The sequence below is a fragment of the Nonomuraea sp. NPDC004354 genome (assembly GCF_053602555.1).
Window position 1 is genome coordinate 83,104 of the sequence record NZ_JBSGDV010000015.1, and the last position, 24,139, is coordinate 107,242.

General features: G+C 71.3%; 21 protein-coding genes. 6 read left to right on the forward strand and 15 right to left on the reverse strand.

Features of this window, described 5'->3' with window-relative positions; translation table 11 throughout:
* The 3 genes from ACWENQ_RS32700 to ACWENQ_RS32710 form a co-directional block, all read right to left on the reverse strand.
* Complete coding sequence (locus tag ACWENQ_RS32700) at positions 1 to 981, reverse strand: ABC transporter permease (protein ID WP_452417659.1); 981 nt, start codon at positions 979 to 981, stop codon at positions 1 to 3.
* Positions 947 to 2,494 (reverse strand): ABC transporter substrate-binding protein, encoded by a 1,548-nt coding sequence (locus tag ACWENQ_RS32705; protein WP_452417660.1) that lies wholly within the window; start codon positions 2,492 to 2,494, stop codon positions 947 to 949. The genes ACWENQ_RS32700 and ACWENQ_RS32705 overlap by 35 nt, the downstream gene beginning before the upstream one ends.
* Before the next feature lie 131 nt (positions 2,495 to 2,625).
* On the reverse strand, positions 2,626 to 4,098 hold the full coding sequence (locus tag ACWENQ_RS32710; protein WP_452417662.1) for a serine hydrolase domain-containing protein: 1,473 nt from the start codon (positions 4,096 to 4,098) through the stop codon (positions 2,626 to 2,628).
* A gap of 180 nt (positions 4,099 to 4,278) precedes the next feature.
* On the opposite strand from ACWENQ_RS32710, the gene ACWENQ_RS32715 reads away from it, so the two are divergent.
* Positions 4,279 to 5,535, forward strand: coding sequence for a C39 family peptidase (locus ACWENQ_RS32715; protein WP_452417663.1), 1,257 nt, complete (start codon positions 4,279 to 4,281; stop codon positions 5,533 to 5,535).
* A gap of 83 nt (positions 5,536 to 5,618) precedes the next feature.
* Here ACWENQ_RS32715 and ACWENQ_RS32720 read toward each other — a convergent pair whose 3' ends face one another.
* The 7 genes from ACWENQ_RS32720 to ACWENQ_RS32750 form a co-directional block, all read right to left on the reverse strand.
* Positions 5,619 to 6,407 carry a hypothetical protein gene (locus tag ACWENQ_RS32720; RefSeq protein WP_452417664.1) on the reverse strand — a complete coding sequence of 263 codons (789 nt, stop codon included), beginning with the start codon at positions 6,405 to 6,407 and terminating at the stop codon, positions 5,619 to 5,621.
* Positions 6,404 to 7,627 carry an NRAMP family divalent metal transporter gene (locus ACWENQ_RS32725; RefSeq protein WP_452417666.1) on the reverse strand — a complete coding sequence of 408 codons (1,224 nt, stop codon included), beginning with the start codon at positions 7,625 to 7,627 and terminating at the stop codon, positions 6,404 to 6,406. Before ACWENQ_RS32725 ends, ACWENQ_RS32720 begins: the two co-directional genes overlap by 4 nt.
* Positions 7,624 to 8,055, reverse strand: a complete 432-nt coding sequence (locus ACWENQ_RS32730) for a hypothetical protein (protein ID WP_452417667.1) — start codon at positions 8,053 to 8,055, stop codon at positions 7,624 to 7,626. The genes ACWENQ_RS32725 and ACWENQ_RS32730 overlap by 4 nt, the downstream gene beginning before the upstream one ends.
* A 180-nt stretch (positions 8,056 to 8,235) precedes the next feature.
* A complete protein-coding gene (locus tag ACWENQ_RS32735; protein WP_452417669.1) occupies positions 8,236 to 10,341 on the reverse strand; it encodes a dipeptide ABC transporter ATP-binding protein in 2,106 nt (701 codons plus the stop codon).
* A 14-nt stretch (positions 10,342 to 10,355) separates the two neighbouring features.
* Positions 10,356 to 11,270: an ABC transporter permease gene (locus ACWENQ_RS32740; RefSeq protein WP_452417671.1), complete on the reverse strand. Its 915-nt coding sequence runs from the start codon at positions 11,268 to 11,270 to the stop codon at positions 10,356 to 10,358.
* Positions 11,267 to 12,226, reverse strand: coding sequence for an ABC transporter permease (locus ACWENQ_RS32745; RefSeq protein WP_449928123.1), 960 nt, complete (start codon positions 12,224 to 12,226; stop codon positions 11,267 to 11,269). Before ACWENQ_RS32745 ends, ACWENQ_RS32740 begins: the two co-directional genes overlap by 4 nt.
* A 72-nt stretch (positions 12,227 to 12,298) precedes the next feature.
* Positions 12,299 to 14,122, reverse strand: a complete 1,824-nt coding sequence (locus tag ACWENQ_RS32750; RefSeq protein ID WP_452417673.1) for a peptide ABC transporter substrate-binding protein — start codon at positions 14,120 to 14,122, stop codon at positions 12,299 to 12,301.
* A 211-nt stretch (positions 14,123 to 14,333) separates the two neighbouring features.
* Between ACWENQ_RS32750 and ACWENQ_RS32755 the strand changes: the two genes are divergently transcribed.
* The 4 genes from ACWENQ_RS32755 (at position 14,334) to ACWENQ_RS32770 (ending at position 18,184) form a co-directional block, all read left to right on the forward strand.
* The gene (locus ACWENQ_RS32755; RefSeq protein WP_452417674.1) at positions 14,334 to 15,482 is read left to right on the forward strand and encodes an ROK family transcriptional regulator; all 1,149 of its coding nucleotides are present in this window, start codon (positions 14,334 to 14,336) and stop codon (positions 15,480 to 15,482) included.
* Between the two features lie 13 nt (positions 15,483 to 15,495).
* A complete protein-coding gene (locus ACWENQ_RS32760; protein WP_449928117.1) occupies positions 15,496 to 16,965 on the forward strand; it encodes a M81 family metallopeptidase in 1,470 nt (489 codons plus the stop codon).
* A 272-nt stretch (positions 16,966 to 17,237) separates the two neighbouring features.
* Complete coding sequence (locus tag ACWENQ_RS32765; protein WP_449928115.1) at positions 17,238 to 17,762, forward strand: fructosamine kinase family protein; 525 nt, start codon at positions 17,238 to 17,240, stop codon at positions 17,760 to 17,762.
* Positions 17,759 to 18,184 carry a hypothetical protein gene (locus ACWENQ_RS32770; protein WP_452417675.1) on the forward strand — a complete coding sequence of 142 codons (426 nt, stop codon included), beginning with the start codon at positions 17,759 to 17,761 and terminating at the stop codon, positions 18,182 to 18,184. Before ACWENQ_RS32765 ends, ACWENQ_RS32770 begins: the two co-directional genes overlap by 4 nt.
* 10 nt (positions 18,185 to 18,194) lie before the next feature.
* On the opposite strand, the gene ACWENQ_RS32775 is transcribed toward ACWENQ_RS32770, so the two are convergent.
* The gene (locus tag ACWENQ_RS32775) at positions 18,195 to 18,569 is read right to left on the reverse strand and encodes an integrase core domain-containing protein (RefSeq protein ID WP_452417677.1); all 375 of its coding nucleotides are present in this window, start codon (positions 18,567 to 18,569) and stop codon (positions 18,195 to 18,197) included.
* Positions 18,570 to 18,947: 378 nt separating this feature from the next.
* Positions 18,948 to 19,346, reverse strand: a complete 399-nt coding sequence (locus ACWENQ_RS32780) for a VOC family protein (RefSeq protein ID WP_449928109.1) — start codon at positions 19,344 to 19,346, stop codon at positions 18,948 to 18,950.
* Positions 19,347 to 19,439: 93 nt separating this feature from the next.
* On the opposite strand from ACWENQ_RS32780, the gene ACWENQ_RS32785 reads away from it, so the two are divergent.
* Positions 19,440 to 20,429: a helix-turn-helix transcriptional regulator gene (locus ACWENQ_RS32785; RefSeq protein WP_452417679.1), complete on the forward strand. Its 990-nt coding sequence runs from the start codon at positions 19,440 to 19,442 to the stop codon at positions 20,427 to 20,429.
* Positions 20,430 to 20,744: 315 nt separating this feature from the next.
* Here the strand turns inward: ACWENQ_RS32785 and aztD are convergent, their stop codons facing one another.
* Genes aztD through ACWENQ_RS32800 form a run of 3 tightly spaced genes read right to left on the reverse strand, consistent with a single transcriptional unit; the run spans position 20,745 to position 23,988 of the window.
* Positions 20,745 to 21,935, reverse strand: a complete 1,191-nt coding sequence (gene aztD / locus ACWENQ_RS32790) for a zinc metallochaperone AztD (RefSeq protein WP_452417681.1) — start codon at positions 21,933 to 21,935, stop codon at positions 20,745 to 20,747.
* An 8-nt stretch (positions 21,936 to 21,943) separates the two neighbouring features.
* On the reverse strand, positions 21,944 to 22,852 hold the full coding sequence (gene aztC / locus ACWENQ_RS32795; protein ID WP_452417683.1) for a zinc ABC transporter substrate-binding protein AztC: 909 nt from the start codon (positions 22,850 to 22,852) through the stop codon (positions 21,944 to 21,946).
* A complete protein-coding gene (locus ACWENQ_RS32800; protein ID WP_452417684.1) occupies positions 22,849 to 23,988 on the reverse strand; it encodes a hypothetical protein in 1,140 nt (379 codons plus the stop codon). The genes aztC and ACWENQ_RS32800 overlap by 4 nt, the downstream gene beginning before the upstream one ends.
* Positions 23,989 to 24,139: the final 151 nt, after the last annotated feature.

Here is a 24,139-nt window from a genome sequence, read left to right on the forward strand (position 1 = left end):
TCATGCCGCGGCCGCCTTGTGCCTGACCCGGGGATCGACGGCCACATAGGCGAGGTCGATCAGCAGGTTCACCACGATCACGATCGCGCCGCCGAGCAGCACCAGCGCCTGCACCACCGGGATGTCCTTCTGGCCGACCGCGCCGACCAGCAGCGCGCCCAGCCCGTGCAGCCCGAAGGCCTGCTCGACGAAGACCGAGCCCGTCAGGTTGGCCGCCAGCAGCAGCCCGCCCACGGTCAGCACGGGCAGCGCCGCGTTGCGCAACGCGTAACTGACCCACACCCGCCGCCTGGGCAGCCCGCGCGCCCTGGCGAAGGTCAGGAAGTCCTGCGCGGCCAGGTCGAGCGCGGCGGCGCGCATCTGCCTGACGACGATCGCCGCCTGCCCGGTGGCCAGCGCGATCGCGGGCAGCGTGAGGTGCACGATGCGCTCCATCGGGGTGTCGCCGGCGCCGAAGACCGGGAACCAGCCCAGCGCGACCGCGAAGCCGTACAGCAGCAGGATGCTCAGCGCGAACGGCGGGATCGACAGCGCGACCAGCGACGTCAGCGTGATGCCCTGGTCCAGCCTGCCGCCGCGCCGCATCGCCGCGGCGAGTCCGGCCGGCACGCCCACCACGACCGTCAGCACCAGCGCGTAGCCGGCCAGCCCGGCCGTCACCGGCAGGCGGTCGGCGATCACCGCGGTGACCGGTTCGCGGGAGGAGATCGAGGTGCCGAAGTCGCCCCGCAGCGCGTCGCCCAGCCAGCGTGCGTAGCGGACCGGGAACGGGTCGTCCAGGTGGTACTGCTCGCGGATCGCCGCCCTGGTCTCCGGCGTGGACGGGCGCCCGCCGAGCAGCACCTGCTCGGGACCGCCAGGCGCCGCGGCGAGCAGCCCGTAGGTGAGCACGGACAGCACCCCGAGCAGGAGTACGGCGGCGCACAGGCGCTTGACGACCGCCATCTCAGCGGCCCGCCGGGCGGAGCGAGGCGATGACATCGGCGGACCAGGTGGTGAACGTGCCCGTGAACTTCTCGCTCAGCGCGACGGCGTAGTCGGTGGAGAACAGCGGGATGTACGGCACCTGCTCGGCGACCTCCGTCAGCAGCGCGGTGACCAGCGCCTTCCTGTCCTGACCGGTCGCCGAGGCCAGGGCGTCCAGCTGCCTGTCGGTGGCGGCGGTGCCGTAGCCGGAGAAGTTGAAGCCCTCAGGCTCGGCCGCGGCGCGGCTGACCATGTCGGGCAGGACCTCGAGCGGGTCGGGTGTGCCGTAGGCCAGGTTGACGTACTGGATCGACAGGCGGTCGTGCTGCATCATCCGCGACCGGTACTGGTCGGCGGGGCTCGGCTCCAGGGTGAGCCTGATACCGATCTTGGCCAGGTCGGCGGCGACGGCCTGCATGACCGTGCCGCTGTCGCCGGTGCTCGCGTACGGCACCGCCAGGTCGAACCCCTGCGGGTAGGCGGACATGGCCAGCTCGGCCTTGGCCCGCTGCACGTCGTAGGGGTGGGCCGGCAGGGACGGGAGGCTGTCGCCGTACAGCGCCGCCAGCTGCGGGGCCGGCAGCACGGTCGCCGCCGGCGTGCCGTGACCGGCGGTCATCAGGTCCGACACCGCCCGGCGGTTGACCGCGTGCGCGATGGCCCGCCGTACGTGCAGATCCTTCAGCGGGCCCGACGTGACCGCCAGCGACAGGTAGCCGATGTTGTTGCCCGGGTAGAAGATCGTCCTGACACCGGGCAGGCCGGTCCACTTGCGGGCGTCACGGACAGTGAGGCCGTCGGTGGCGTCCACCTCGCCCGACCTGACGGCCAGCCGCAGCGTCTCCGGGTCGGTGATGGTCTTGAACTCGACCGTGCGCAGCGCGGGCGGCCGGCCCCAGTACGACGGGTTGCGCTCCAGGACCACGCCCGAGGTGAGCGAGAACTTCGCCACCTTGAACGGGCCGGTGCCCATCGTGCCGACCTCGGGGCTGCCCAGGTCCTGGGGATGCGCCTCGGCGAGCTTGCGCGGCGTCACCTGCCAGGCGATCGCCGCCATGGCCAGGAACGCGGGGTTCGGCCGCTTCAGCGTGACCTTGACCTGGCCGTCGCCGACCGCCTCGACCTGCTTGACCGTCGTGAAGTAGCTGGCGGCCTGCGAGGCGACCTTCGGATCCAGGTGGCGGCGCAGCGAGAACGCCGCGTCGTCGGCCGTCAGCGGAGTGCCGTCGGCGAAGCGCACGCCCTTGCGCAGCGTGAACAGGTAGGTGGCCGGGTCCGGCTGCGTCCATTCCGTCGCCAGCCGGGGTGCGGGCGCGCCCCGGGTGTCGAGGGTGAGCATCGTGTCGAGGAGGGCGGACTGGATGAGGGTCGAGGCGTTGTTGAAGCCGTGTGCGATGTCCAGGCTGTTGGGCGGGCTGGCGGTGGCCCAGACCAGGGAGTCGCGGGCCGGTGGCGCGGCTCCGCCGGAGGAGCAGGCGGTGACGAGCGCGAGTACGACGGCGGCGGTGGCAGCCTTCGCGGATGTCATGGAACCACCTCTGTCATGGAACCACCTTGGGAAGGTTCGGGCGGGGACAGTCGGACGGTAGGAGCCGGACAGCCGCTGTTCACTGACCCGGCAGCCAAAACCGCCGGCCCCCGCCTCGTCCTCCAGGCCAATCAGCCGTCGAAGCGCATCCGGCGCAGGCCGCCGCCGCTCACCAGCAGGTCGCCCTCGTGGAGACGGAGCGTGAACGGCCCGGCCTCCCACGCTCCGCCCGGCGCGGGAGTCACCGGCAGCTTCAGCTCGCGGCCGAAGCGCACCTGGCCGTCTCGCACGGTGGCGGCGATGTCGAGCTCCCGGCTGTGGAAGACGCCGTCGGGCATCGGCGCGTCCGAGGGCGGCGACGCGGCGTGGAAGACGACCGGCGGGCGCGACGGGGGGCCGACGCGCAGGAACATCCGGTCACCGTCGATCTCCAGCCAGGCGCCCTCGGCGTCACCTGTCCCGTGCCAGCGTCCGTCGGCGCCGGCGGTGAACGCCCCCACGTCCGCGATCACGAGGCGCCCGTCGGCGGGTTCGAGGGTCAGCGTGCCGTCCCCGGCCGGATCGTGCCAGTGCAGCCGCTCCGGCGGCGCCGACGCCGCAGGCGCGGGCTTCGGCGGCTCCGCCGCGCCGAGCAGCAGCCGCACCAGCCGGTGAGACAGCCGCACCGGATCGATCGCCGTCTGGTTGGACAGCACCGCGATGCCGACACCCGGATCGGGCAGATACAGCAGGTTCGACCGGTAGCCGTGCATGCCGCCCGCGTGGCCGAACCAGTCGTCGCCGTGATAGATCCCCAGCGCGTACGGCTGGATCGTCCCGTCGGCGAGCACACCCCGCTCCAGCAGCCGGTCGCGCAGGTCGGCGCCGAGCACCCGCCCGTCGGCCAGGAAGCCGAACCACGGCGCGAGCTCCGCCACGCTGGTCACCAGCCCGCCGTCGCCGACGGCGCTCTCCTGGGTGTCGGCTCGGCGCGGTTCTCCCTCCGCGTTGGCATAGCCGTACGCCAGCCGCTCCAGCGGCACCGACGCGTCGTCCCTGAACACCGAATCGCCCATCCCCAGCGGCTCGAAGAGCCGCTCCCGCGCGAACCGCGCCAGCGACGTGTTCGTGACCCGGTTGACCACGACCGCCGCGAGCACGTAGCCGGTGTTGGAGTAGGCGAAAGCGGTGCCCGGCTCGAACGTCGTCCTGCGGATGCCCGCCAGCACCTCCAGCAGCCGCTGCTCGGTCATCTCGGGCAGCGGCACACCCGTCAGCGCCTGCAGCCCGTACCACTCCGGCAGGCCGCCGGTGTGCTGCAGGCACTGCCGCAGTGTCACCGGCACCTCCAGGCTCAGCTCCGGCACGTGCTTGCGCACGTCGTCGTCGAGCCCCAGCTTCCCGTCACGCTCCAGCAGGAGCACGCACGCCGCCGTGAACTGTTTGCTCGCGCTGGCGATGTCGAACCGGGTGCGCTCGTCGACCGGTACGCCGAACTCCACGCACGCCGCCCCCTGGGCGACCGTGAGCACCGCGGCTCCGTCGGCGTACACTCCTACGGCCAGACCCGGGGTGTGCGGGCTGACCAGCGAGAATACCTCGCGCTTGACTCGTTCGAGATCCATGCTGCCAGTATCACCAGGCGACCCGCACCGCCCTTTGGCGTACGCGACGACGGATGCCCGCCGTTCTTTGTCCTCCTGGCACAAGGCGGGCCTGTGGCAATACGTAAACTCCCCGATGCGGGATGCGGCCGGAGTCTCTACCGTCTGCGACGTCGAGAGTCCCCCAGCCAAGGTGAGCCCATGCGCGTGCTGACCGTGTTCCTCTCCGCCGTCCTGCTGACCACGACCGTCACCCCGTCCGCCGCCGCCGCCGCCGAGCTGAAACCGCCACCTGGCCCGGCGGACGTCGTCTACCAGCGGGCCGCGTTCGCCTCCGGCACCGCCGAGGGTGTGACGGCCGGCGACACCCTGACATTCGCCTCCCCGGCCGGGACCACCTCCTACACCGACGCGCTGGGCACCAGGACCTGGGAGTACGCCCGATGGACCGGCCCTGAGCGGCCGATCGGCTTCGCCGCCACCGAACTGGTCGCCTCCTGGACCGCCGACACACCCCCCGGAAGCTGGCTGCAGGTCGAGATGCGCGGCCGTCACGCCGCCGGGGCGACCACGTGGTACGTGCTGGGCCGCTGGGCGTACGGCGAGGCCGACATCCGCCGCACCTCCGTGCCGGGCCAGGCCGATGCCGACGGCACCGTGTCCGTCGACACCTTCGTCGCCGCGACCGGCAAGCCGATCACCGCCTACCAGCTGCGCGTCACGCTGCACCGCGCACCAGGCTCCGCCGCGACGCCGGTGGTGAAGACGCTCGGCGCGATGGCCTCGGCCGTCCCCGAGCGCAAGACCGTGCCGGTCAGCCCCGGCGGCGGCGCGTGGGGGACCGAGCTGAACGTGCCCCGCCGTTCCCAGAGCATCCACCAGGGCCACTACCCCGAATGGGACGGCGGCGGCCAGGCCTGGTGCAGCCCGACCTCCACCACGATGGTGCTGGGCTACTGGGACAGGTGGCCCAGCGCCCAGGACACCTCCTGGGTCGACGCCGCCGACCCCAACCCCGAGGTGGACCACGCCGCCCGGTACACCTACGACCACGCCTACCAGGGGGCGGGCAACTGGCCGTTCAACACCGCCTACGCCGGCCGCTACGGCCTGGAGGGGTTCGTCACCCGGCTGCGGTCGCTGACCGAGCTGGAACGCCTGATCACCGCCGGCATCCCGGTGATCACCTCCCAGTCGTTCAAGAAGGGGGAGCTGCCCGGCGCCGGCTACGGCACCGACGGCCACATCATGGTGGTGGTCGGCTTCACCGCCACCGGCGACGTGATCGCCAACGACCCCGCCTCGCCGAGCAACGACGCCGTGCGCCGGATCTACCCGAGGGCCGATTTCGAGAACGTCTGGCTGCGCAGCTCCAGCAGCGGCGGCATCGTCTACGTCATCCACCCGCCGGGCCACGCCCTGCCTGCCACCACCCCGGGGCTGCCCGCCAACTGGTGACCCCTCGGTCCCGACCGGGCCGGTGAAGGACGGCCGGCTGGTGCGCCACCCGCCTCGCGTACCGTCAGGTTCGAGGAGGCGGGCTAGGTGTGCGGCTGCGGCTGATACAGGCTGGACAGAGGGGCCAGGTCGGCGGCCGGTACGGCCAGCCGTACGTGTGGCTCCAGCGACTCGATCTGCTCCCACCTCACGTAGCGGCTGTGGCGGTGCAGCCGGCGGATGACGACGCGCACCAGCCAGGGACTCTGCCCGCCAGGTCCCCGCTCGTAGCCGAACAGCTGGCCCGTGTTGCGCGGCACGACGATGAGCCCGGAGACCCGCAGGGCGTGCTGTACCTGGCCGAGCATCGGCCCGTCCTGGCTCAGCTGGACGTCGGCCACCTGGCCCACCACGGCGCTGGTCGCGTCGGCGACGGGGCGGCCGATGAGCGGGCCCAGGCGCAGCTCGTCGACCGGCTGGCTCCTGCGCGATGGACGATGATCGGGCCCGCCGGAGGTGGCGCCGCTGCCGGGCAGCGGAGCGATGAGGTGCGCCCGCGCCCAGCGTTCCAGCGCCGCTTCCTGAAGGCCGCCGCCGACCCTGATCGCGCTGCCGATGTCGGAGACCAGCTCCATGGGGATCCGCTGCGGCGCCGGGTCCTCCTCGGGACGGAACAGCTCGGTCACCGACACCATCAGGCGGCCCACCACCCCGCCGATGCGCGGCCCGAGTGCCAGCGGCCCGGTCAGGACGGCGGCCACGTACGGCCGGCCCCGGTCGTCGAAGGCGAGGGCCAGGTCGTCGACCTTGCCGGCCAGGCTGTCGTCGTCCGCCCTGACCAGCTGCCTGTCGAGCAGGTGGAGCTGGGCGTGCAGGGTCCTGGCGGCCGTCATTGTCCCGCCTTGGTCGCGAGCATCAGCGGGATCGCCGCCGCGGCGACCACGAGGAGCAGGATCATGTAGGCGGTGCCCAGGGTGTTGGACAGGCGGCCGTTGACGTGCTCGCCCATGTAGTCGGGGTCGTTGGCGATCATCAGGACCGGCAGGTAGGTGAGGGGGAGTGCGGCGGCCGACAGGACCAGCGAGTACTCGGTCACCTTGATCGGATCGATCGTGGTGAGGATCAGCGCGGTGGCCACGATCACCGCGAGCAGCAGGGTCACATGGAACCTGGCCGCGTCCTTGGGCTTGACGAACTTGCCCCACTGCCAGCCGAAGTACTGGGCGACGGTGTAGCCGGACGACAGCGCGGTCTCCAGCGTGGCGCCGAAGGTGGCGGCGAACACCCCCAAGATCACCGCGGCCAGCCCGGCCTGCCCGAGCGCCAGTCCGGCCGGCAGCGCCATCTGGCCGAGCGTGTCCACCTCGATGTGGAGCGGCAGGAACACCGTGGCGGCGCACGCGGCGATGGCCAGCGACAGCAACCCGCCCAGCGGGAAGCCGACGAACACGTTCGCTCTGGCCTCGCCCAGGTCTTCGCGGGTCCAGCGCTCCTCCACGCCTCCGGAGGAGAAGAAGAACACCTCGTACGGCGTCATCGCCGCGCCCAGCAGCGCGATGGCGTAGTACCAGTAGGTCGGCGCGCCCTCGTCGGGCGGCGGGTGGGTCACCTGGTGGGCCAGTTCGCCCCAGTCGGGGCCGAGCTGCCACAGGGCGACGACGAACACGATCAGCGCCAGCCCGGCCAGGCCGAAGACCCGCTCCATGGTGGAGAACCGCACCCGCCACATCACCAGCCAGGCCACCAGCCCGACCCCGGGCACCCACAGGAGATAGTTCATTCCGGTGGCCAGCTCCAGCGCGAGCGCGGCGCCGCCGATCTCGGCGGCCAGCGTCAACAGGTTGATGCCGAAGGACGCGCCCAGGTTGACCAGCCCGGCCCGGGGTCCGAGCCGCTCCCTGACCAGGTCGAAGACCGGGCGCTGGGAGACGGCGGCGATGCGTCCTGACATCTCGGCGAACAGGCAGATACCCACGACGCCGACCACCACCACCCAGGCCAGCGACATCCCGAACCTGGCGCCCACCAGCGAGTTGGCCACCAGGTCGCCGATGTCGACGAAACCGCCGATCGCGGTGAGGATGCCGAGCGTCACGCCGAACAGCTTCTTCACTGGTGGGCCTGCCCGAAAGCCCGCAACGCGGCGCCCAGCACGCTCAGATTCCATACGGCTCGCCGCGGCTCCTCGATGCCGTCGCGCCTGACCTCGATCAGCAGTTCCTGCACCTCATCGGCCGCGGCGGAGGTCAGACCCGTCACCTGGGCGCGCACCTGGTCGGCCGCCTTCGACGGCGGTTGCACCGCGCTGAACTGATCGTTCACGCTCCCCAGGTCGCGCGCCGCCTCGGTCAGGAGGATCGTCAAATAGGGGGTGGTGAGCTTGTCGCGGCCGGCCACGGCCAGCCGTACCAGCTCCACGCTGGAGGCGGCGGCCTCGGCCGTCGCCCCCGCCTTCAGCGCGTAGTCGTGATCGCTCCACGCTGGGCTCGCACACCCGCCGGCCGCCAGGACGATCGCGGCCACGGCGAGCGCGCGCCTCACGAGTGCCTGCTGAGCAGGAAATAACCGAGCAGCGCCAGCAGCCCGATCAGTTGCCCCCAGGTGGCGAGCAACACCAGCCCTTCATCCTTCACGCCGATCATCTACCCCTGGAAACGCGCCTAATCCTCGGCGTTCCCGAGCCTGGCGGTGCGTCCGTGCCCTGACGCGTGGTGGGCGACCTCAGCCGCGCAGCGGGAAGTGACAGGCCACCTGGTGCGCGCCGCCCGTCAGCGGCGGCTCGCTCTCGCAGATCTGCTCGGCGAACGGGCACCGGGTCCTGAACCTGCACCCCGACGGCGGGTTCTGCGCGCTGGGCAACTCCCCGCTGATGGCGACGCTCGGCCGGACGGCCACGCCCGGCTCGGCGGCCGGGACGGCGTCGATCAGCGCCTGCGTGTACGGGTGCCTGGCCGCCCGCACCACGTCGTGCGCCGGGCCGACCTCGACGAGCTTGCCCAGGTACATGACGCCGATCCGGTCGGCCATGTAGTCGACGACGGACAGGTCGTGGCTGATGAACACGTAGGCCAGATCCAGCTCCCGCTGCAGGTCCCGCATCAGGTTGAGCACCTGCGCCTGGATCGACACGTCCAGCGCGCTCACCGGCTCGTCGCCGACGATCAGCCGTGGCCGCAGCGCCAGCGACCTGGCCAGCCCGATGCGCTGCAACTGCCCGCCGGAGAACTCGTGCGGGTAGCGCTCCAGCACCCGCCGCGACAGCCCCACCTGGTCCAGCAGGGTGGCGACGCGGGACCGGCGCGTGCCGGGGTCACCGTCCTGCTGGATCTCCAGCGGTTCGGAGAGGATCGCGTCGATGCGCATCCGCGGGTTCATCGCCGCGTAGCTGTCCTGGAACATCAGCTGCACCTGCCGGTGCATCCGGCGGCGCGCCCGCCGGTCCAGCGTGGCGATGTCGGCGCCGTCGACGACGATCCGCCCGTCCGACGGCTGCTCCAGCCCGACGACCAACCTGCCCACCGTGGACTTGCCGCACCCCGACTCGCCGACGAGCCCGAACGTCTCGCCGGGCCGAACGTCGAACGACACCCCCGCGACCGCGCTCACCTGCCCGGTACGGCGGCGCAGCCCGCCACCGGCCGCCTCGTAGTTCTTGACCAGGCCGCGGACCGACAGGATCGGCTCCACCGCGGGAACGTCAGGCCCTTCCGCGGGCCCGGATCCGGGCTCGACGGCGGGTGCGGCGGCGGTCACGGTGGTGATCACGGAGCCGGTTGCGGTGGCGGTCACGGCGGCGGGCACGGCCGGCGTGACCGCGCGGGCCGTGACCGGCGGCTCGGCGACCGGGTGCAGGCAGGCGTGCCGGTGCTCCTCACCCGCCAGGACCACCTCGGTGGTACGGCACGCCTGCGTGACATGCCGGCAGCGCGAGGCGAACCTGCAGCCGGTGAGCGGCCTGGACAGGTCGGGCGGCAGCCCGGGGATGCTGTAGAGCCTGGCGCGCGAGCCGTTCTCGCGGGCGGCGGCGCCGGGCAGCGACTCCATGAGCGCCTCGGTGTAGCGGTGCCGTGGCGAGCGGAACAGGTCCGCGGTCGCCGCCGACTCCACCACCCGGCCCGCGTACATCACCGCCACCCTGTCGGCCCTGCTGGCGATCACCCCGAGGTCGTGGGTGACCAGGATGACCGCCATCTCGTATTCCTCGCGCAGGTCGTCGATCAGGTCGAGGATCTGCCGCTGCGTGGTCACGTCGAGCGCCGTCGTCGGCTCGTCGGCGATCAGCAGCCGGGGAGAGCAGACCAGCGCCATGGCGATGACGACCCGCTGGCGCATGCCGCCCGACAGCTGGTGGGGATAGGCGTCGACGATCTTCTCGGGGCGGGGCATCCCGACCCTGCGCAGGATCTCGACGGCCCGCTCGCGGGCCTCCGCCTTGCTGACGCCCTGATGGACGCGCAGCGGCTCGGACACCTGCGCGCCGATCCGCATCGTCGGGTTGAGCGAGGTGAGCGGATCCTGGAAGACCATGCCCATGCGGACGCCGCGGATCGCGCGCACCTCGGCGGGCGGCAGCGACAGCAGGTCCTGGCCTTCGAAGAGGATCTCCCCGCCGACGACACGGCCGCCGTGGGGGAGCAGCCCCATGACCGACAGCGCGGTCATCGTCTTGCCGCTGCCCGACTCGCCCACGACGCCGAGCGTCTCGCCCTGCCGTACCTCCAGGTCGACCCGGTCGAGTGCGTGGACGACACCCCGGCGCAGCGTGATGTCGGTGCTGACGTGACGCAGCCGCAGCACGGGCGTGCTCGCGTCGATCGGTGCGCTCATGTTCCCGTTTCCTGCTAGCGCCGCCGGAGGCGGACCTCGAAGACGTCCCTCAGCCCGTCGCCCATGAAGTTGAAGGCGAGCACGATGAGGATGATGGCGATGCCGGGCGGGTACAGCAGCCACCAGTGGCCGCTGTAGGTGTCGGCCAGGCCGTCGGACAGCATCCCGCCCCAGTTGGCGGCCGGTGGCGGCACGCCGAGCCCGAGGAAGGACAGGTAGGCGACGTAGAGGATGGCGTCGGCCACCTGGAAGGTCGCGTTGACGATCACGGTGCCGATGGCGTTGGGGATGATGTGCCGGCGTACGGCCCTGCCGCCGGTGCCGCCCATGGACCGCATGGCGTGCACGTACTCGCGAGAACGCAGGGTCAGCGCCTCGCCGCGCACCAGCCTGGCCGGGCCGAGCCAGGCGAACGCACCGATGATCAGGATCAGCATCGGCACGCTCGGTGTGACGATCGTGGCCATCAGCATGAACAGGAACAGCGACGGGATCGACATCATGGCGTCGACCACGCGCATCATGGCCGCGTCCACCCAGCCGCCGGCGAACCCGGCGATCGCCCCCCACAGCGTCCCCACGAAGGTGGCCAGGACACCCGCGGCCAGGCCGACCACGAGGGAGGTTTGCCCGCCGAGCATGAGGCGGCCCAGCTGGTCGTAGCCGACGCCGTCGGTTCCCAGCGGGTGCCCGGCCGTACCCGGTGGCAGGTGGACCGACGCGAGGTCGGTGTGCACCTGGTCGGTCTGGTAGAACAGCGGGCCGAGGAAGCAGATCGCGCCCAGCACGACGAACAGCGCCAGCCCCACCAGGGCCAGGCGGTTCTCGGCGAAGACCGACAGGCCCTGACGCCACAGGCCGCGCACCGGCGCGTCGTCGGCGTCGAGGGGGGTCCCGGTCGTCTCGGTCGTCTCGGTCGAGGTGATCATGCGCGGCCCGCCCTGAGCCGCACCCTGGGGTCGGCCACCGCGTAGAGCAGGTCGGCCAGCAGCGCGCCGACCACGGTGGCGACCGCGATGATCAGGGTGACGCCGAACAGGATCGGGAAGTCGCGCTTCAGCGCGGCCTGCCAGAACAGCTGTCCCATGCCGGGGAAGTTGAACAACGACTCCACCACCAGCGCGCCGCTGAACAGCGCGGGCAGGTACATGCCGAGCAGCGTGATGACGGGGAACAGGCCGTTGCGCAGGGTGTGCAGGCCGACGACCCGCCCTTCGGACAGGCCCTTGCTCCGGGCGGTGCGCACGTAGTTCTCGTTGAGGTTGTCGACCATCGAGGAGCGCACGTAGCGCGAGTACACCGCGATGGTCACGACGGCCAGGGTCACGGTCGGCAGGACCAGGCCCGCGGGGTCGGCCAGCACCTCACCCAGGGTGAAGCCCTGCGGCGCCTCGGGCGGCAGGATCGGCCAGACCTGCGAGAAGACAATGATCATCATGAGGCCCAGGAAGAAGATCGGGGTGGCGTAGGCCAGCAGGGACAGGGCGGTGATGGCGTAGTCGGGCCACCTGTTGCGCCGCACCGCCTGCACGACGCCCAGCGGGACGGCCACGACGATGGCCAGCAGCGTCGACAGCAGCGACAGCACCATGGTCTTGGGCAGCCGCTGGCCGATGGCCTCGGTGACCGACTGGTTGAGCTGGAAGGAGTAGCCGAGGTCGCCGCTCAGCAGGCGTTGGACGTACATCACGTACTGCTGCGCCCACGGCTGGTCGTAGCCCATCTCGTGGTTGAAGGCCGCCAGCTGCTCCAGCGTCGCCTCCTTGCCCAGCGTGGCCCGCGCCACGCCGCCGGGCAGCAGATGCAGGATGACGAACGTGATCATCGTGACGAGCACGACGATGACCAGGGCCTGGCCCAGGCGCGTGATCAGATACCGGGCCACGGAGGCCCCTCCTTGTTCCGGGGACCCCGGCGGCCCTGTCGCGGGCCGCCGGGATCGGGGACGGTCGCTGCGTCAGCTCTTCCAGGCCCAGTCCTGGAAGAACATGCCGTTCATCGGGTCCTGCGGGTCGACCCCCTGCAGATCCGCCCGGAAGGCCGAGATCTGGTAGACGGGGTTCGGCATCCACAGCACCGGCAGGTTCTTGGCCAGGTGGTCGTTGTAGGCCTTGAGCGTGGCCTCGTCGGTGGAGAACTGCGTCGCCTCGATGAGCCGGTCGGCCTCGGGGTCGCTGTAGCTGCCCAGGTTGACCGGCGCGCCGGTGGCGAACAGCCGCTCGCCGCTGGCGAAGGCCGGGTAGTACCAGCTGCCCTGGGAGCCGAAGAAGGACATGTCCCACGTGCAGCTCGGCTCGGACGGCTTGCAGATCGGGGTGACCGCGACGGAGTCCGGCACCTCCTTGATGGTCAGCTCGATGCCGACCTTGGCCATCTGCGACTTGATCTCGGCGAACATCTTCGTCGTCGCCGCGAAGCCGGTCTGGCTGGTGACCGTGAAGGCAAGCGGCGTGCCCGCCTTGACGCCCTCGCCGCACTGGCCGGCCCCGCTGCCCGGCTTCTCGCAGGTGGTCCGCCCGTCGGGGGTCACCTTCCAGCCGTTGCTCTCCAGCAGCTGCCTGGCCTTGGCGGGGTCGAAGCCGTAGACGCAGCCCTCCCCGCTCCCGTTGGTGCCCGGCTTGCTCGGGACGGGCCCGCACGTCGGCGCGGCCATGCCGGACCAGACGACCTTGCTGATGGTCGGCTGGTCGATGAGCATCTGCATGGCCTGCCGCAGGTACAGCTGCTTGAACAGCGGCCCCGAGGTGGGGTTGTTGTAGTTCAGCTGCAGGTAGGTGATGGACCAGCCGTACCAGGGCGAGATCGTGTAGCCCTTGGACTCGAGGTACTTGCGCTGCGACAGGTTGGCGGGGGGCAGGTAGCCGTAGTCGATGTCGCCGGCGCGCAGCACGTTGAACTCCGCGTCGTCACCCGTGAACGGCCGGAGCGCCACCTTCTTCAGCTTCGGCTTGTCGGTGCCGGAGTAGTTGTCGCGGGCGGCGAGGACGACCTCGCCGTTCGGCACGTACTTCTCCAGCTTCCACGGGCCGCTGTTGACCTGCCACAGCTCGTTGGTCGCGTACGTCTTGGGATCCTTGGCGGCGGCCAGCAGGAAGTCGAAGACTTTTTTCGCACCTTCGGGGGTTTTGTCGAGGTCGCTCACCGTGCCCGTGGCCGAGTCCTTGTCCCAGACGTGCTGGGGCATCGGGACGATGCGGTTGAGCTGGTTCCCGACGAACCAGGCGGTGTTGTAGACCTTCGTGGTCGTCAGGGAGAAGGTCTTCTCGTCCTTGACCTTGAACTCGGTGATGTTGTCGGGGAACCCGCCGGCCCGGTAGGAGGCCCACCTGTCCTTGTTCGCGCTGACGAGGTTGTACCAGAACTGCACGTCCCGGGTGGTGACGGGCTTGCCGTCCGACCACGTGTTGTCCTTCAGCGTGATCGTCAGGGTCTTGCCGCCGTCGCTGACCTCGGGCGGCGCGGCCATCGAGCGCTCGGGGTCGATGTTGTGGACGGCCGAGCCGTCCAGCCGGTACTCGTACAGGTGACGGTACTGCGCGGCGCCGAAGATGGCGTTCTCGCCCTGGGTGAAGCCGGGCGCCGAGATGGGCAGGATCCAGTTGGGCGTGCGCAGGGCGACCGTCACGGTGTCCTTGCCCTGGCTGCCGCCCTTGCCGTTCTGGGCGTCCTTCGGCGAGCCGCCGCCGGCGCCGCCGCACGCGGTCAGGCCCAGGCCGACGGCCATCACACCCGCTAGGGCGACGGTGCCGCGGAGTCCGCGCCTGTGGAATCTGGTCCCCATGGGATCTCCTCGATTGATGGGCACCGGCCCTGCGCTTTCGGGGCTCTGGTGCGCTCAATCCGGAGAATGTATAGACGCATATGTTCGAAGTCAACGGAACTAAGCACTTTGTTTCGCTGACTTATTTCGCGTTAGAGTCGAAGTGCGGCGTGGTCCATGATGGGCCTCGGTGCAATCGCGGTCCGGGAGACCGGCCGTAGGGAGGAGAGGCATGTCGGACCCAACGAGCCCCGCCAACTTGCGTGAGCAGGCGCTCAGCCTGTTGGCCAGCGGCGAGGCCACGTCCCGTGCCGACCTCGTGGAGAACCTGCAGGTCGCGCCGTCGACCGTCTCCAGCGTGGTACGGCGGCTGCTGGAGGAGGGCGCCATCCTCGAGGAGGGAGTGGGCAGGTCCACCGGCGGGCGCCGGCCCCGCATCCTGCGCCTGCGAGACGCCGGCGGCGTCTACGCCGTCTCCGAACTCGGGGCCGGGCACGCCCGCGTCGGCCTGTGCTCCCCCGACGGGCGGCTGCTGGCCACCGAGGAGATCGCCATCGACATAGCGGCAGGACCCGGCGAGGTGTTCGACACGGTCGAGACCGCCTTCGACAGGGTCCGAAATGTCGTCGCCGCGGGCCAGGCCTTCCTCGGCGTCGGCCTCGCGCTCCCCGGACCCGTCGAACACCCCAGCGGCCGGCTGATCGGCCCGGCCAGAATGCCGGGCTGGAGCGGCTTCGACGCGCAGGCCGGCCTGCGCGAGCGCCTCGGCCTGCCAGTGGTCGTCGACAACGACGCCAAGGCGGCCGCCATCGGCGAGCACATCACCCGCGGCAGGGACACCGGCGACATGATCTACGTCAAGGCCGGCACCGGCATCGGCGGCTGCCTGGTCAGCGGCGGCCAGATCTACCGCGGCGGCCGCGGCCTCAGCGGCGACGTCACCCACGTCCGCGTCGCCGACAGCGGCGAACGCGAGTGCTCATGCGGCGCGCGCGGCTGCCTGGAGACCGTCGCCAGTGGCGCCGCCCTGGCCCGCCAACTGGGGGAACGCGGCCTGCCCGTCAGCACCACCCGCGACGTCATCGCCGCGACCGTCAACGCCGAACCGTCCGTCGTGACCATGGTCCGCCACGCCGGCGGCCTGCTCGGCGTCGCCCTGTCCGGCCTGGTCAACTTCCTCAACCCCGACGCCGTCGTCATCGGCGGCGCGCTGTCCAGCCTGGACGTCTACGTGGCAGCCGCCAGGAGCATGCTCTACGAGCGCTGCCTGCCGTCCATGACCCAGTCCCTGTCCATCGAGGCCAGCGTCGTCGGCCCGGATGCGGCCCTGCTCGGCCTCGGTCATCTGGTCCGCGCGTCGGCCGACGTCCGACCCTCCTGAGGAGTCCCCACCCGTGTCCCGCCCCCTCCGCATCGCCATCGGCGGCGTCCACATCGAGTCCAGCACCTTCTCGCCGCACCTGAGCACCACCGACGACTTCGAGGTCACCCGCGGCGCCGCCCTCCTGGCGCGGTACGGCTGGCTCGCGCCCACCGCCCCCTGGGCCGAGGACGTCGAATGGATCCCGCTCGTCCACGCCCGAGCCCTGCCCGGCGGCGCGGTCACCCCCGCCGCCTACGACGCGTGGGCCGCCGAGATCGTCGAAGGGCTGACCCAGGCCGGCCCCGTCGACGGCGTCCTGCTCGACATCCACGGGGCGATGAGCGTCGTCGGGCGCGACGACGCCGAAGGCGCGCTCGTCGCCGCCATCCGCGCCGCGATCGGGCCCGAGCCGTACCTGTCGGCCGCCATGGACCTGCACGGCAACGTCTCCCACGACTTCTTCCACGGCTGCGACCTGCTCACCTGCTACCGCACCGCCCCCCACGTCGACGTGTGGGAGACCAGGGAGCGCGCCGCGCGCAACCTCGTCGACGCGCTGCGCAGGGGCGAGCGCCCGCACAAGGCGCTCGTCCACGTGCCGATCCTGCTGCCCGGCGAGATGACCAGCACCAGGATCGAGCCCGCCGCCGGCCTGTACGCCCGCGTCCCCGAGATCGAGGCCAGGGACGGCGTCATCGACGCGGCCGTGTGGATCGGGTTCGCCTGGGCCGACGAGCCCCGCTGTCGCGGCGCGGTCGTCGCCACCGGCACCGACGCCAGCGCCACCGCCGAGGCCGCCCGCGAGCTCGGCGAGCTGTTCTGGGCGGCGCGCGACGAGTTCGCCTTCGTCGCGCCGACCGGCACCATGGACGCCTGCCTCGACGAGGCCGTGGTGGCGGTCAAGGACCCGGCCCGGCGCCCGTTCTTCATCAGCGACTCCGGCGACAACCCCGGCGCCGGCGGCGCCGACGACGTCACCTTCGCCCTCGGCCGGCTGCTGGCCCGCCCGGAGGTCGCCGACGGCTCGGTCAGGGCGGTGTTCGCCTCGCTGGTCGACCCCGACGCCGTGGCCCAGGTGGCGAGCCTGCCGATCGGCTCGCCGGTGAGCGTGCGCGTCGGCGGCCGCATCGACACCCGCGCCCCCGGACCGCTGCCGATCGACGGCGTCCTCGAAGCCGTCGCCGCCGACCCCGACGGCGGCACCTGCGTCAGCGTGCGGACCGGCGGGCTCAGCGTGTTCGTCACCTCCCGCCGCATGCAGTACCGCGAGCTGGCCTCCTACACCAGGCTCGGCGTCGACGTCGCGGAGGTGGACCTGGTCGTCGTGAAGATCGGCTACCTCGAACCCGAGCTGTACGACGCGGCCGGCGACTGGCTGCTGGCCCTCACGCCGGGCGGCGTCGACCAGGACCTGACGCGGCTGCCGTACGAGCGGCTGGCCCGCCCCGTCTTCCCGCTGGACCGCGACTTCACCGCCGACCTCACCGTCGTCACCGGCTGAGTGGTGAAGGCCTGACACCCCGACCACGCCGCCCGGCCGGCGCCTTCGCCGGCCGGGCGGCGCTGCTCGCTCGCGACCGTGGAGAGGTGACATCCCGTGGCTCCCGATTCCACGAGCCCGGCGACTCCCCGCTCGTCATCCGATCCGGACGGCCGTGGCCGCCTCGTCGTGGCAGGCGCTGAGAGCCACGGGCAGATGACCGAGGACGCGGGCGCCTTCCTGCCGGGCATCGCGCACGCCGAGCGGCTCAGCGGTGGCTTCGCCCACGACGTGTGGCGCGTGGCCATGGCCGACGGCCGCTTCTTCGCCGAGCAACGCGTGCTGCGCTACCTGGCCGAGCCGAAGGTCGCCGAGGCGCTCGAGCCCGCCGACCGGGCCGGGCTGGAGCGGATCTGCACCGGCTGCGCGAGCTGGTACCCGTGGCGAGCAGCGTTCTTACCCACGGCGACCTGTGGCACGGCAACATGGTCGCCACACGGGCGGGCGGGCCGGCCTTCATCGACCCCGCCGTCTGCTGGATGTGGGCCGAGGCCGACCTGAGCATGGCCTACAGCACCGGCGGGGTACCGCCGCGCTTCTTCGACGCCTACCAGGAGCTGAGCCCGCTGGCCGCCGGCTGGCAGGAGCGCATGCGCCTGCTCCACCTGCGCGAACTGCTCAGCGTCGTCGCCCACGTCGGTGCGACGCGCGCCGACCTGTCCGAGATCAGGAAGATCGTGCGGAGATACGCCTGGTCTAGGGCGTGTTACGAAAGTCGTTTGGTCCGCTTGTCGGACATGCCTACCCTCTGGCCATGATCCAGATGAGGAATGACGAGTTGCGTGGCTATCAAGTGGGACCAGTACATGCCGAGCTTCGCACGCTCACGGTAAGTGACGACCGTGAAGGTGTGCTCGAAGGGACGCCGCACCTGCACCGTCGCTTTCGTCTGATGGGCATCGAGAAGGCGATGGCAGCGACGCCGCATCTGTATGTGCACGATCTCGACAAGCTCCGAGCCGATACGGAGGGGCGGGTCGAGGAGTGGCTGCCGCGAGAGACGGTTCACGCTCGACTGACGTCATGGTGGAAGCCCGAGGACATTGCAGAGCCTGGACATACGGTGCTCTCGGTGATGTGGTTCCAAACGGCTGCGCAGGATCCCTTCGCCCACCTGGCCACGATCGTGCGTCCCCTGGACTGGACTTCGCTCGCCAAGTTTGTCCCTTTTGAGGACTAAGTGTGGCGTCTCAGGAGGTTGGTTCCACGATGTCCTCGAACGTCAGTTGCTGCGGGACAGTGTCGAGCGGCTCCGGCGGCTGATCGAAGACGACGCGGTAGTCGCTGCCGATGGTTCGACTGATCGGTGGCTTCCCGTCCAGGGCGGCGTGCGGCCGCTCGTGGTTGTAGTAGTTCAGAAAATTTGCGAGGGCAACGCGGCGTTCGTGCTCGGAGGTGTAGTCGCTGACATGGGCCCACCCCCGGGCCAGGGTGCCGTTATGGCGTTCGACCTTCCCGTTCGTCCGTGGCGTGTAGGGCCTGGTGCGCTTGTGCTTCGTGCCGGCCTTCGAGAGGGCGTCGGCCCAGGTCCGGGAGCGGTGGCAGGAGCCGTTGTCGGTGAGCACGCGGCGGATCGGCGTGATGTCGTGGGCGGCGAAAAGGCGACCGCGGTCACCGCCTTCTCATCGTCCAGGGCCTCGGTGTAGGGGAGCCGGGAGTGGTCGTCGAGCGCCGAATGCAGGTACGTGTATCCGACCTTGCCGGTGCCCGGACCGGTGCGTTTGGAGGCGCGGGCGGAGTCGGTTCCGACGCCGTGCAGCCGCTGTAGGTCGGCGGCAAGCCGGGCTGGCCCGTGCTTGGTCTGCCGCCGCAATGCCTCCACCAGGTCAGCGATGTCCTCGGGGGTGCGGGCAGGGCTGCTGGTGGCGCTCCTGGACTCGGCGGCCGCGTTCACCGGGAGCCCTGGGATCTCAAGGCTCCCGCGTGAGCGGCTGTGCGTGGCGTCAGCGTGCGAACTTCTCGATGGCCGCCGGGGTGACGGGGGTGAAGAAGTTGACGAGGTTGCCGTCGGGGTCGCGGAACAGCAGCGACCGGTTGCCCCAGGGCATCGTGGTGGGCTCGCTGACGAAGTCGGTGACGAAGCCGGTCAGGTTCTGGTGAACGCGGTCCACGTCGTCGACGAGGAACTCGGTGATCACGCTGTGGTTGTCCGCCGGGCGGGCGGAGCCCGGGGCGAACAGAGGGACGGTGCGGGTGCCGGCGATCGCGAGGGTGGCGCCCGCGGTCTTGAGTTCGGCGAAGTCCTCGGTGGCCCACATCGCCCGCACCTCCGTGGCTCGCTCGTAGAACTCGACGAGGCGCGCTACGTCGCTGGTGATGATGCGGATCGAGACGAAGTCCATGGGGATCTCCTTGGCTGTGATGGAGGCGTGCACGTCGCAGGCTAGGAGAAATACTGGACAGAATCGGTCCTGTATTCGCGTTAGGCTGCGAACATGCCTCGACCCACCGGCCGCGTGCTGACACTCCTGGAGCTGCTGCAGTCGGGCGGCACCCGGACGGTGGCCGAACTCGCCGACCGGCTCGGCGTCGAAGGGCGCACCGTGCGGCGGTATGTGGACCAGCTGATCGACCTGGACGTGCCCGTGGAGTCGGTGCGCGGCCGCTACGGTGGGTACCGGCTCGCCCCCGGGTACCGCTTGCCTCCGCTCATGCTCAGCGACGACGAGGCGCTGGCCGTGCTGCTCGGCCTGGTCGCCGGCCGCCGAGCAGGGTTGACGACGGCGGAGCGCACGGCGAGCGAGACGGCATCGGCGAAGATCCGGCGGGTGCTGCCCAAGCACCTCGCCCGTCGGCTGGACACGCTCCTGGAAGCTCTCGCCTTCACGGATCAGCCCGGCGAGTTCGCCACCCCGGACGCTGGAGTCCTGCTCACCATCGCCGATGCGGTGCGCCACCGCCGACCGGTCTCGATCCGCTACACCGACCGCGACGGACGGCGCAGCGAACGCACGCTGCACGCGTACGGGGTCGTCGCTCATGCGGGCCGGTGGTACGTCACGGGCAAGGACCCCGACATCGGCCAGGACCGAACCTTCCGGCTCGATCGCATCGCAGACGCGAGGACCCTGCCCGGCTCATTCGAGGCGCCCGTGGGTCCCGATCCGGCGCAGCGCGTGTTGTCAGGGTTCGCCACGGCTGAGTACCGGCATGAGGTGACCTTGCGGATCCACGGGACAGTTGAGCAGATCCGCGCCCACCTTCCCGCCAGCGTCGCGAGCCTGGAGGAGCACGCGCCCACGGCAGACAAGGACCGGGCGACCGAGCGCTGGCTGCGCGTCGAACTACGGGTGGAGCGGCTCGACTGGTTGCCTCCGGCACTCGCCTCACTCGACCGGCCGTTCGTCATCGAACGCCCCGATGAACTGCGCGACCTCGTCATCGCGCTCGCCGATCGCCTCGCGTCCTACGCCCGCCAAGCCTGACAGCGAGGAACCGGCGGTAGCTGCCGTCACCGAGGGCGATGAAGTCCCACCGGCGGGCATGACCATGGACCACGACGAATTCTTCCGCGAGCAACGTGAGCCGGAAGCCGCGGAATGGGCTGCTCGCCGACCCCGCAAACCTTGGCCGACAGGTCTCCCACAGGCATTGCCTGCACTGGTCGTACGGCGACGCGACGACCAGTGCGGGACCGGCGGTGGCCTTCTCCGGTCCACCGCATCTGCGCCGGCACCCGCTACGACATCAGAAGGCGGCATCAGCGCTCGACCACCTCAGCCCGACGGGAGTAGGAGCAGTCAGCAGCCCTGCGGGTCGACGCAGCCGGCGGCCAGCTCGTTCGGGGCGTCAGGGAGCGTCACCGACCTGACGACCTTGCGCGTGGGAAGGTCGATGGCGTGCAGCCGCCTGGCCGCGGGCTCGCTCACGTAGGCGGTGCCGCCCCGCACGTGGATGGCCGGACGGGGCTGCTGCCACTCCAGCGGCTCCGTCCACGCGCCCATGACCTTGACCTTCTCAACGACCGTGCCCTTGACCGGGTCGATCACGTGCACGGCTCCGTCGGTGCCGAGCACCAGCGCCTCGCCCTCCGGGCCGCGGGCCAGCGACCTGAACGTGTAGCTGGTGCCGAGCGGCACCAGCTTCAGCGCGCCCTTCTCGGTGTCGATCAGCGAGACCTGCTCCGGCCGTTCCAGCTCGGCTTCGCGGTCCTTCTTGTAGTCGCCCAGCACGATCGGCGAGGTGTCGGAGCCCGCCTGGTTGCCGATCCTGCCGTACTCGTCCGGGCCGGCGATCTTGGTGATCTTGCCGTCCTTGTACAGCAGCACGCCGTCCTCGCAGCCGATCACCACGGCCTCGTTCTCGGCCGTGGCCTCGCCGTGCACACCAGGGCAGTCCTCGCTGCGGGCGATCTCCTTGCGCTCGCGGTCGAGGACGAGAATGCCGAGCCGCTTCTCCTCCGTGCCGAGCGTGACCACGAGCTCGCCGTTCTCCAGCTCGATGGCGACGCCGTGGTGCGGGGCCGCCGCCTTGTACACGCTGCTCGGCGGCAGGCCGTCGCCGAGCCGCCGCGGGTCGAAGCTGATGACCTGCCCGGTCCCGTCGGAGAACAGCACGGTACGGCCCGCGTGCCGGACGACGTGGCCTGGCTTGGCGCCCGCGAACTCGTCCGGCGTCAGCTCCGCGGAGACCGCGTCGAGCACGCGGAACCCGGTGGCCGTCGAGACGAGTACGTGGCGACCGTCACCCGCCGGGTTCACACGGTTGAAGCCCGGCAACGGGATGGTCCTGGCGAGCTCGAGCGTCTGCCCGTCGAGCACGTGCAGGCCGCCGTCGAAGGTGACGACCAGCGGGTCGGCCACGGTCAGCGCCGGGCCGGGCGGCGTGGGGGTGGCCGATGCGGGCGCGGCCACCGGCGCGGCGGCCGGCCGCGCCGCGCAGGCCGACAGCAGAAGCCCGGCGGTGAGCAGGGCGGGGATCGTGATTCGCATGTCTTCCTTCAGTGAGTGAGAGCGTCGGCGATGGCTGTGGCGTTGGTGCGCATCATCTGCGTGTACGTGGGGGCGCCTCCTTGGGCGTCGGTGAGGGACTCGGAGACCAGCTCGACGATCCGCACCCGCAGCCCGGCCTGCTCGGCCATGACCCGGGCCAGGCGGTCGGGTTGCGAGGAGTCGGCGAAGACCGCGGGCACACCGGCCGCGCGGACCGCGTCCGACAGCGACTTCAGGTCGGAGGCGCTGGGGGAGGCGAGCGTGGTGACGCTGGGGATCACGGCGCCGACGACGGTGAAGCCGTAGCGCTCGGCGAAATAGCCGAAGACGTGATGGTTGGTGACCAGCTTTCGCCGCTCGGGCGGGATGGCCGCGAACCGGGCCGCCATCCAGGCGTCGAGCTCCTCCAGTTGCCTGCGGTAAGCGGCCGCGTTCGCGCGTACAGCGGAGGCGTCGACGCCCTCGACCTCCGCGATGACTCGCTCGGCGATCAGGTCGACGGCCCTGGCCATCCGGCGGGGGTCGGTCCAGAAGTGCGGGTCGAGCTGCCCGGACTGGCCGTCGGCCCGGTAACGGAGCGGGTCGACGCGCTCGCCCACGGCCAGCGACGGCACCCCGGCTTCACACGCCGCCTGGACGTGGCGCAGCACGCCTTCCTCCAGGCCGAGACCGTTGTAGACGAGCAAAGCCGCCCGCTCGATCCGCGCGGCCTGCCGCGCCGAAACACCGAAGGAGTGCGGGTCGGCGTCCGGCCTCATCAGCACGCTCACCGTGGCCTCGGCGCCGACGATCTGGCGGGTGACATCGCCGAGGATGTTCGTGGTGACGACGACGCCCGAGCGCGCGCCGCCGTCGCAGCCCGTCAGGAGCACGGCGACCAGCGCCAGGAGCGTGGCGAACAGGGGAATCCTGGTCATCGGCCGGTCTCCACCATGTGCGTCGGACGGAAGTCGAGGGTGAAGGTGCGGGCGCGGCGCAGGCGGTCGTTGTAGTCGATCTCGTGCACGGCCCGCCCGGCCGGGTCGTTGACGTAGGCGCGGGTGGTGTCCACCTGGATGGACCCGCCTCCGCCGCCGTTCAGCGGCTTGGTGCTCGCGATCCGCTTGCCGGATCCCGGATCGAAGGCGTGCAGCACGCCACCGGCGTCGAGCGTCAGCACCGGCGAGCCCGCCCCTGCCGTGTTGACCGCCACCATCGGGCCGGTCTCGAGGAGCTTCCACGCCTTCGCGGAGACGTCGAGCAGCCAGGTCCCCTTGGTGCCGGCCCGCGCGGTGAGCGTCGTACTGCCCGGCCGGTGACTGAACGCGGTGGCGCGCGGCGCCTTCGCCGGGTACCCGATCTTCTCAGCGGTGAAGCCACCCTTCCCTGTGACGTTCCCGCTGATCAGCAGGGCGCCGTCCGCGCAGCCGAACACCGCCCCGCGTCGCGTCACCGCGTGCCCTCGTGGCTCGCGGCACGGCTCGGCCAGCCTGGCGACGGGCGCGCCGTCCCGGCGGCGCACCTCGACCGCGTCGCCCCGCGCGACCAGCAGCCGCTCCGCGTACGGCACCGCCAGCACAGCACCGGCCTGGCTCGTGTGCGTCACCTCGCCCTTCTCCAGGCGGGCGCGGTCGAGAACGAGCGCGGCGCCATCGGCGAAGGACAGCGCGGTGACGGCGGTGTCTCCGGCGGCGGCCGGCTGTCCGCCTCCGGAGACGGTTCCGACCAGCCGTGGCCGCGCCCGGTAGTAGTGGACGTGGTCGCCGTGGTCCACGGTCCAGGCGCCGCTGTCCACGATGTGCGTGGCCGCCGACGTGGACAGGTAGGCGAAGCGGCCGTCCCCGGTGATCGCCTCGACGTCCTTGACGGTGCCGAGACTCTCGATCTCGCCGGTGATCAGGTCGAGGACGCGCACGCCGCCCGTGCCGCTGTCGGCCAGCACCAGCCGCGACTGCGCCTCGGCGCTCTCCTCGGCGCCTGCGACGTACCCGTGCGGCACCGCCTCGTGCGTCTCCTCGCGCACGGTGTGCCCGGCGCAACCGGCCACCGCGATCACGGCCAGCGCGACGAACACCTCCCTGCCTCCTCCACGGCCTCCTCCACGGCCTCCTCCGCGGCCTCCTGCACGGCCTCCTGCACGGCCTCCTCCACCGCCTTCTCCGCGCCCGGACGCGCGGCCGCGGCCTGCCTGGAGTGCGGGCGCGCCGGATGTCGTGGACCCGGGT

Excerpts from the sequence above, each read along its gene's own strand:
- ACWENQ_RS32700 (WP_452417659.1), bottom strand. The coding sequence starts at position 981 with ATGTCATCGCCTCGCTCCGCCCGGCGGGCCGCTGAGATGGCGGTCGTC.
- ACWENQ_RS32705 (WP_452417660.1), bottom strand. The coding sequence starts at position 2,494 with ATGACATCCGCGAAGGCTGCCACCGCCGCCGTCGTACTCGCGCTCGTC.
- ACWENQ_RS32710 (WP_452417662.1), bottom strand. The coding sequence starts at position 4,098 with ATGGATCTCGAACGAGTCAAGCGCGAGGTATTCTCGCTGGTCAGCCCG.
- ACWENQ_RS32715 (WP_452417663.1), top strand. The coding sequence starts at position 4,279 with ATGCGCGTGCTGACCGTGTTCCTCTCCGCCGTCCTGCTGACCACGACC.
- ACWENQ_RS32720 (WP_452417664.1), bottom strand. The coding sequence starts at position 6,407 with ATGACGGCCGCCAGGACCCTGCACGCCCAGCTCCACCTGCTCGACAGG.
- ACWENQ_RS32735 (WP_452417669.1), bottom strand. The coding sequence starts at position 10,341 with ATGAGCGCACCGATCGACGCGAGCACGCCCGTGCTGCGGCTGCGTCAC.
- ACWENQ_RS32740 (WP_452417671.1), bottom strand. The coding sequence starts at position 11,270 with ATGATCACCTCGACCGAGACGACCGAGACGACCGGGACCCCCCTCGAC.
- ACWENQ_RS32750 (WP_452417673.1), bottom strand. The coding sequence starts at position 14,122 with ATGGGGACCAGATTCCACAGGCGCGGACTCCGCGGCACCGTCGCCCTA.
- ACWENQ_RS32755 (WP_452417674.1), top strand. The coding sequence starts at position 14,334 with ATGTCGGACCCAACGAGCCCCGCCAACTTGCGTGAGCAGGCGCTCAGC.
- ACWENQ_RS32770 (WP_452417675.1), top strand. The coding sequence starts at position 17,759 with ATGATCCAGATGAGGAATGACGAGTTGCGTGGCTATCAAGTGGGACCA.
- ACWENQ_RS32780 (WP_449928109.1), bottom strand. The coding sequence starts at position 19,346 with ATGGACTTCGTCTCGATCCGCATCATCACCAGCGACGTAGCGCGCCTC.
- ACWENQ_RS32785 (WP_452417679.1), top strand. The coding sequence starts at position 19,440 with ATGCCTCGACCCACCGGCCGCGTGCTGACACTCCTGGAGCTGCTGCAG.
- aztD (WP_452417681.1), bottom strand. The coding sequence starts at position 21,935 with ATGCGAATCACGATCCCCGCCCTGCTCACCGCCGGGCTTCTGCTGTCG.
- aztC (WP_452417683.1), bottom strand. The coding sequence starts at position 22,852 with ATGACCAGGATTCCCCTGTTCGCCACGCTCCTGGCGCTGGTCGCCGTG.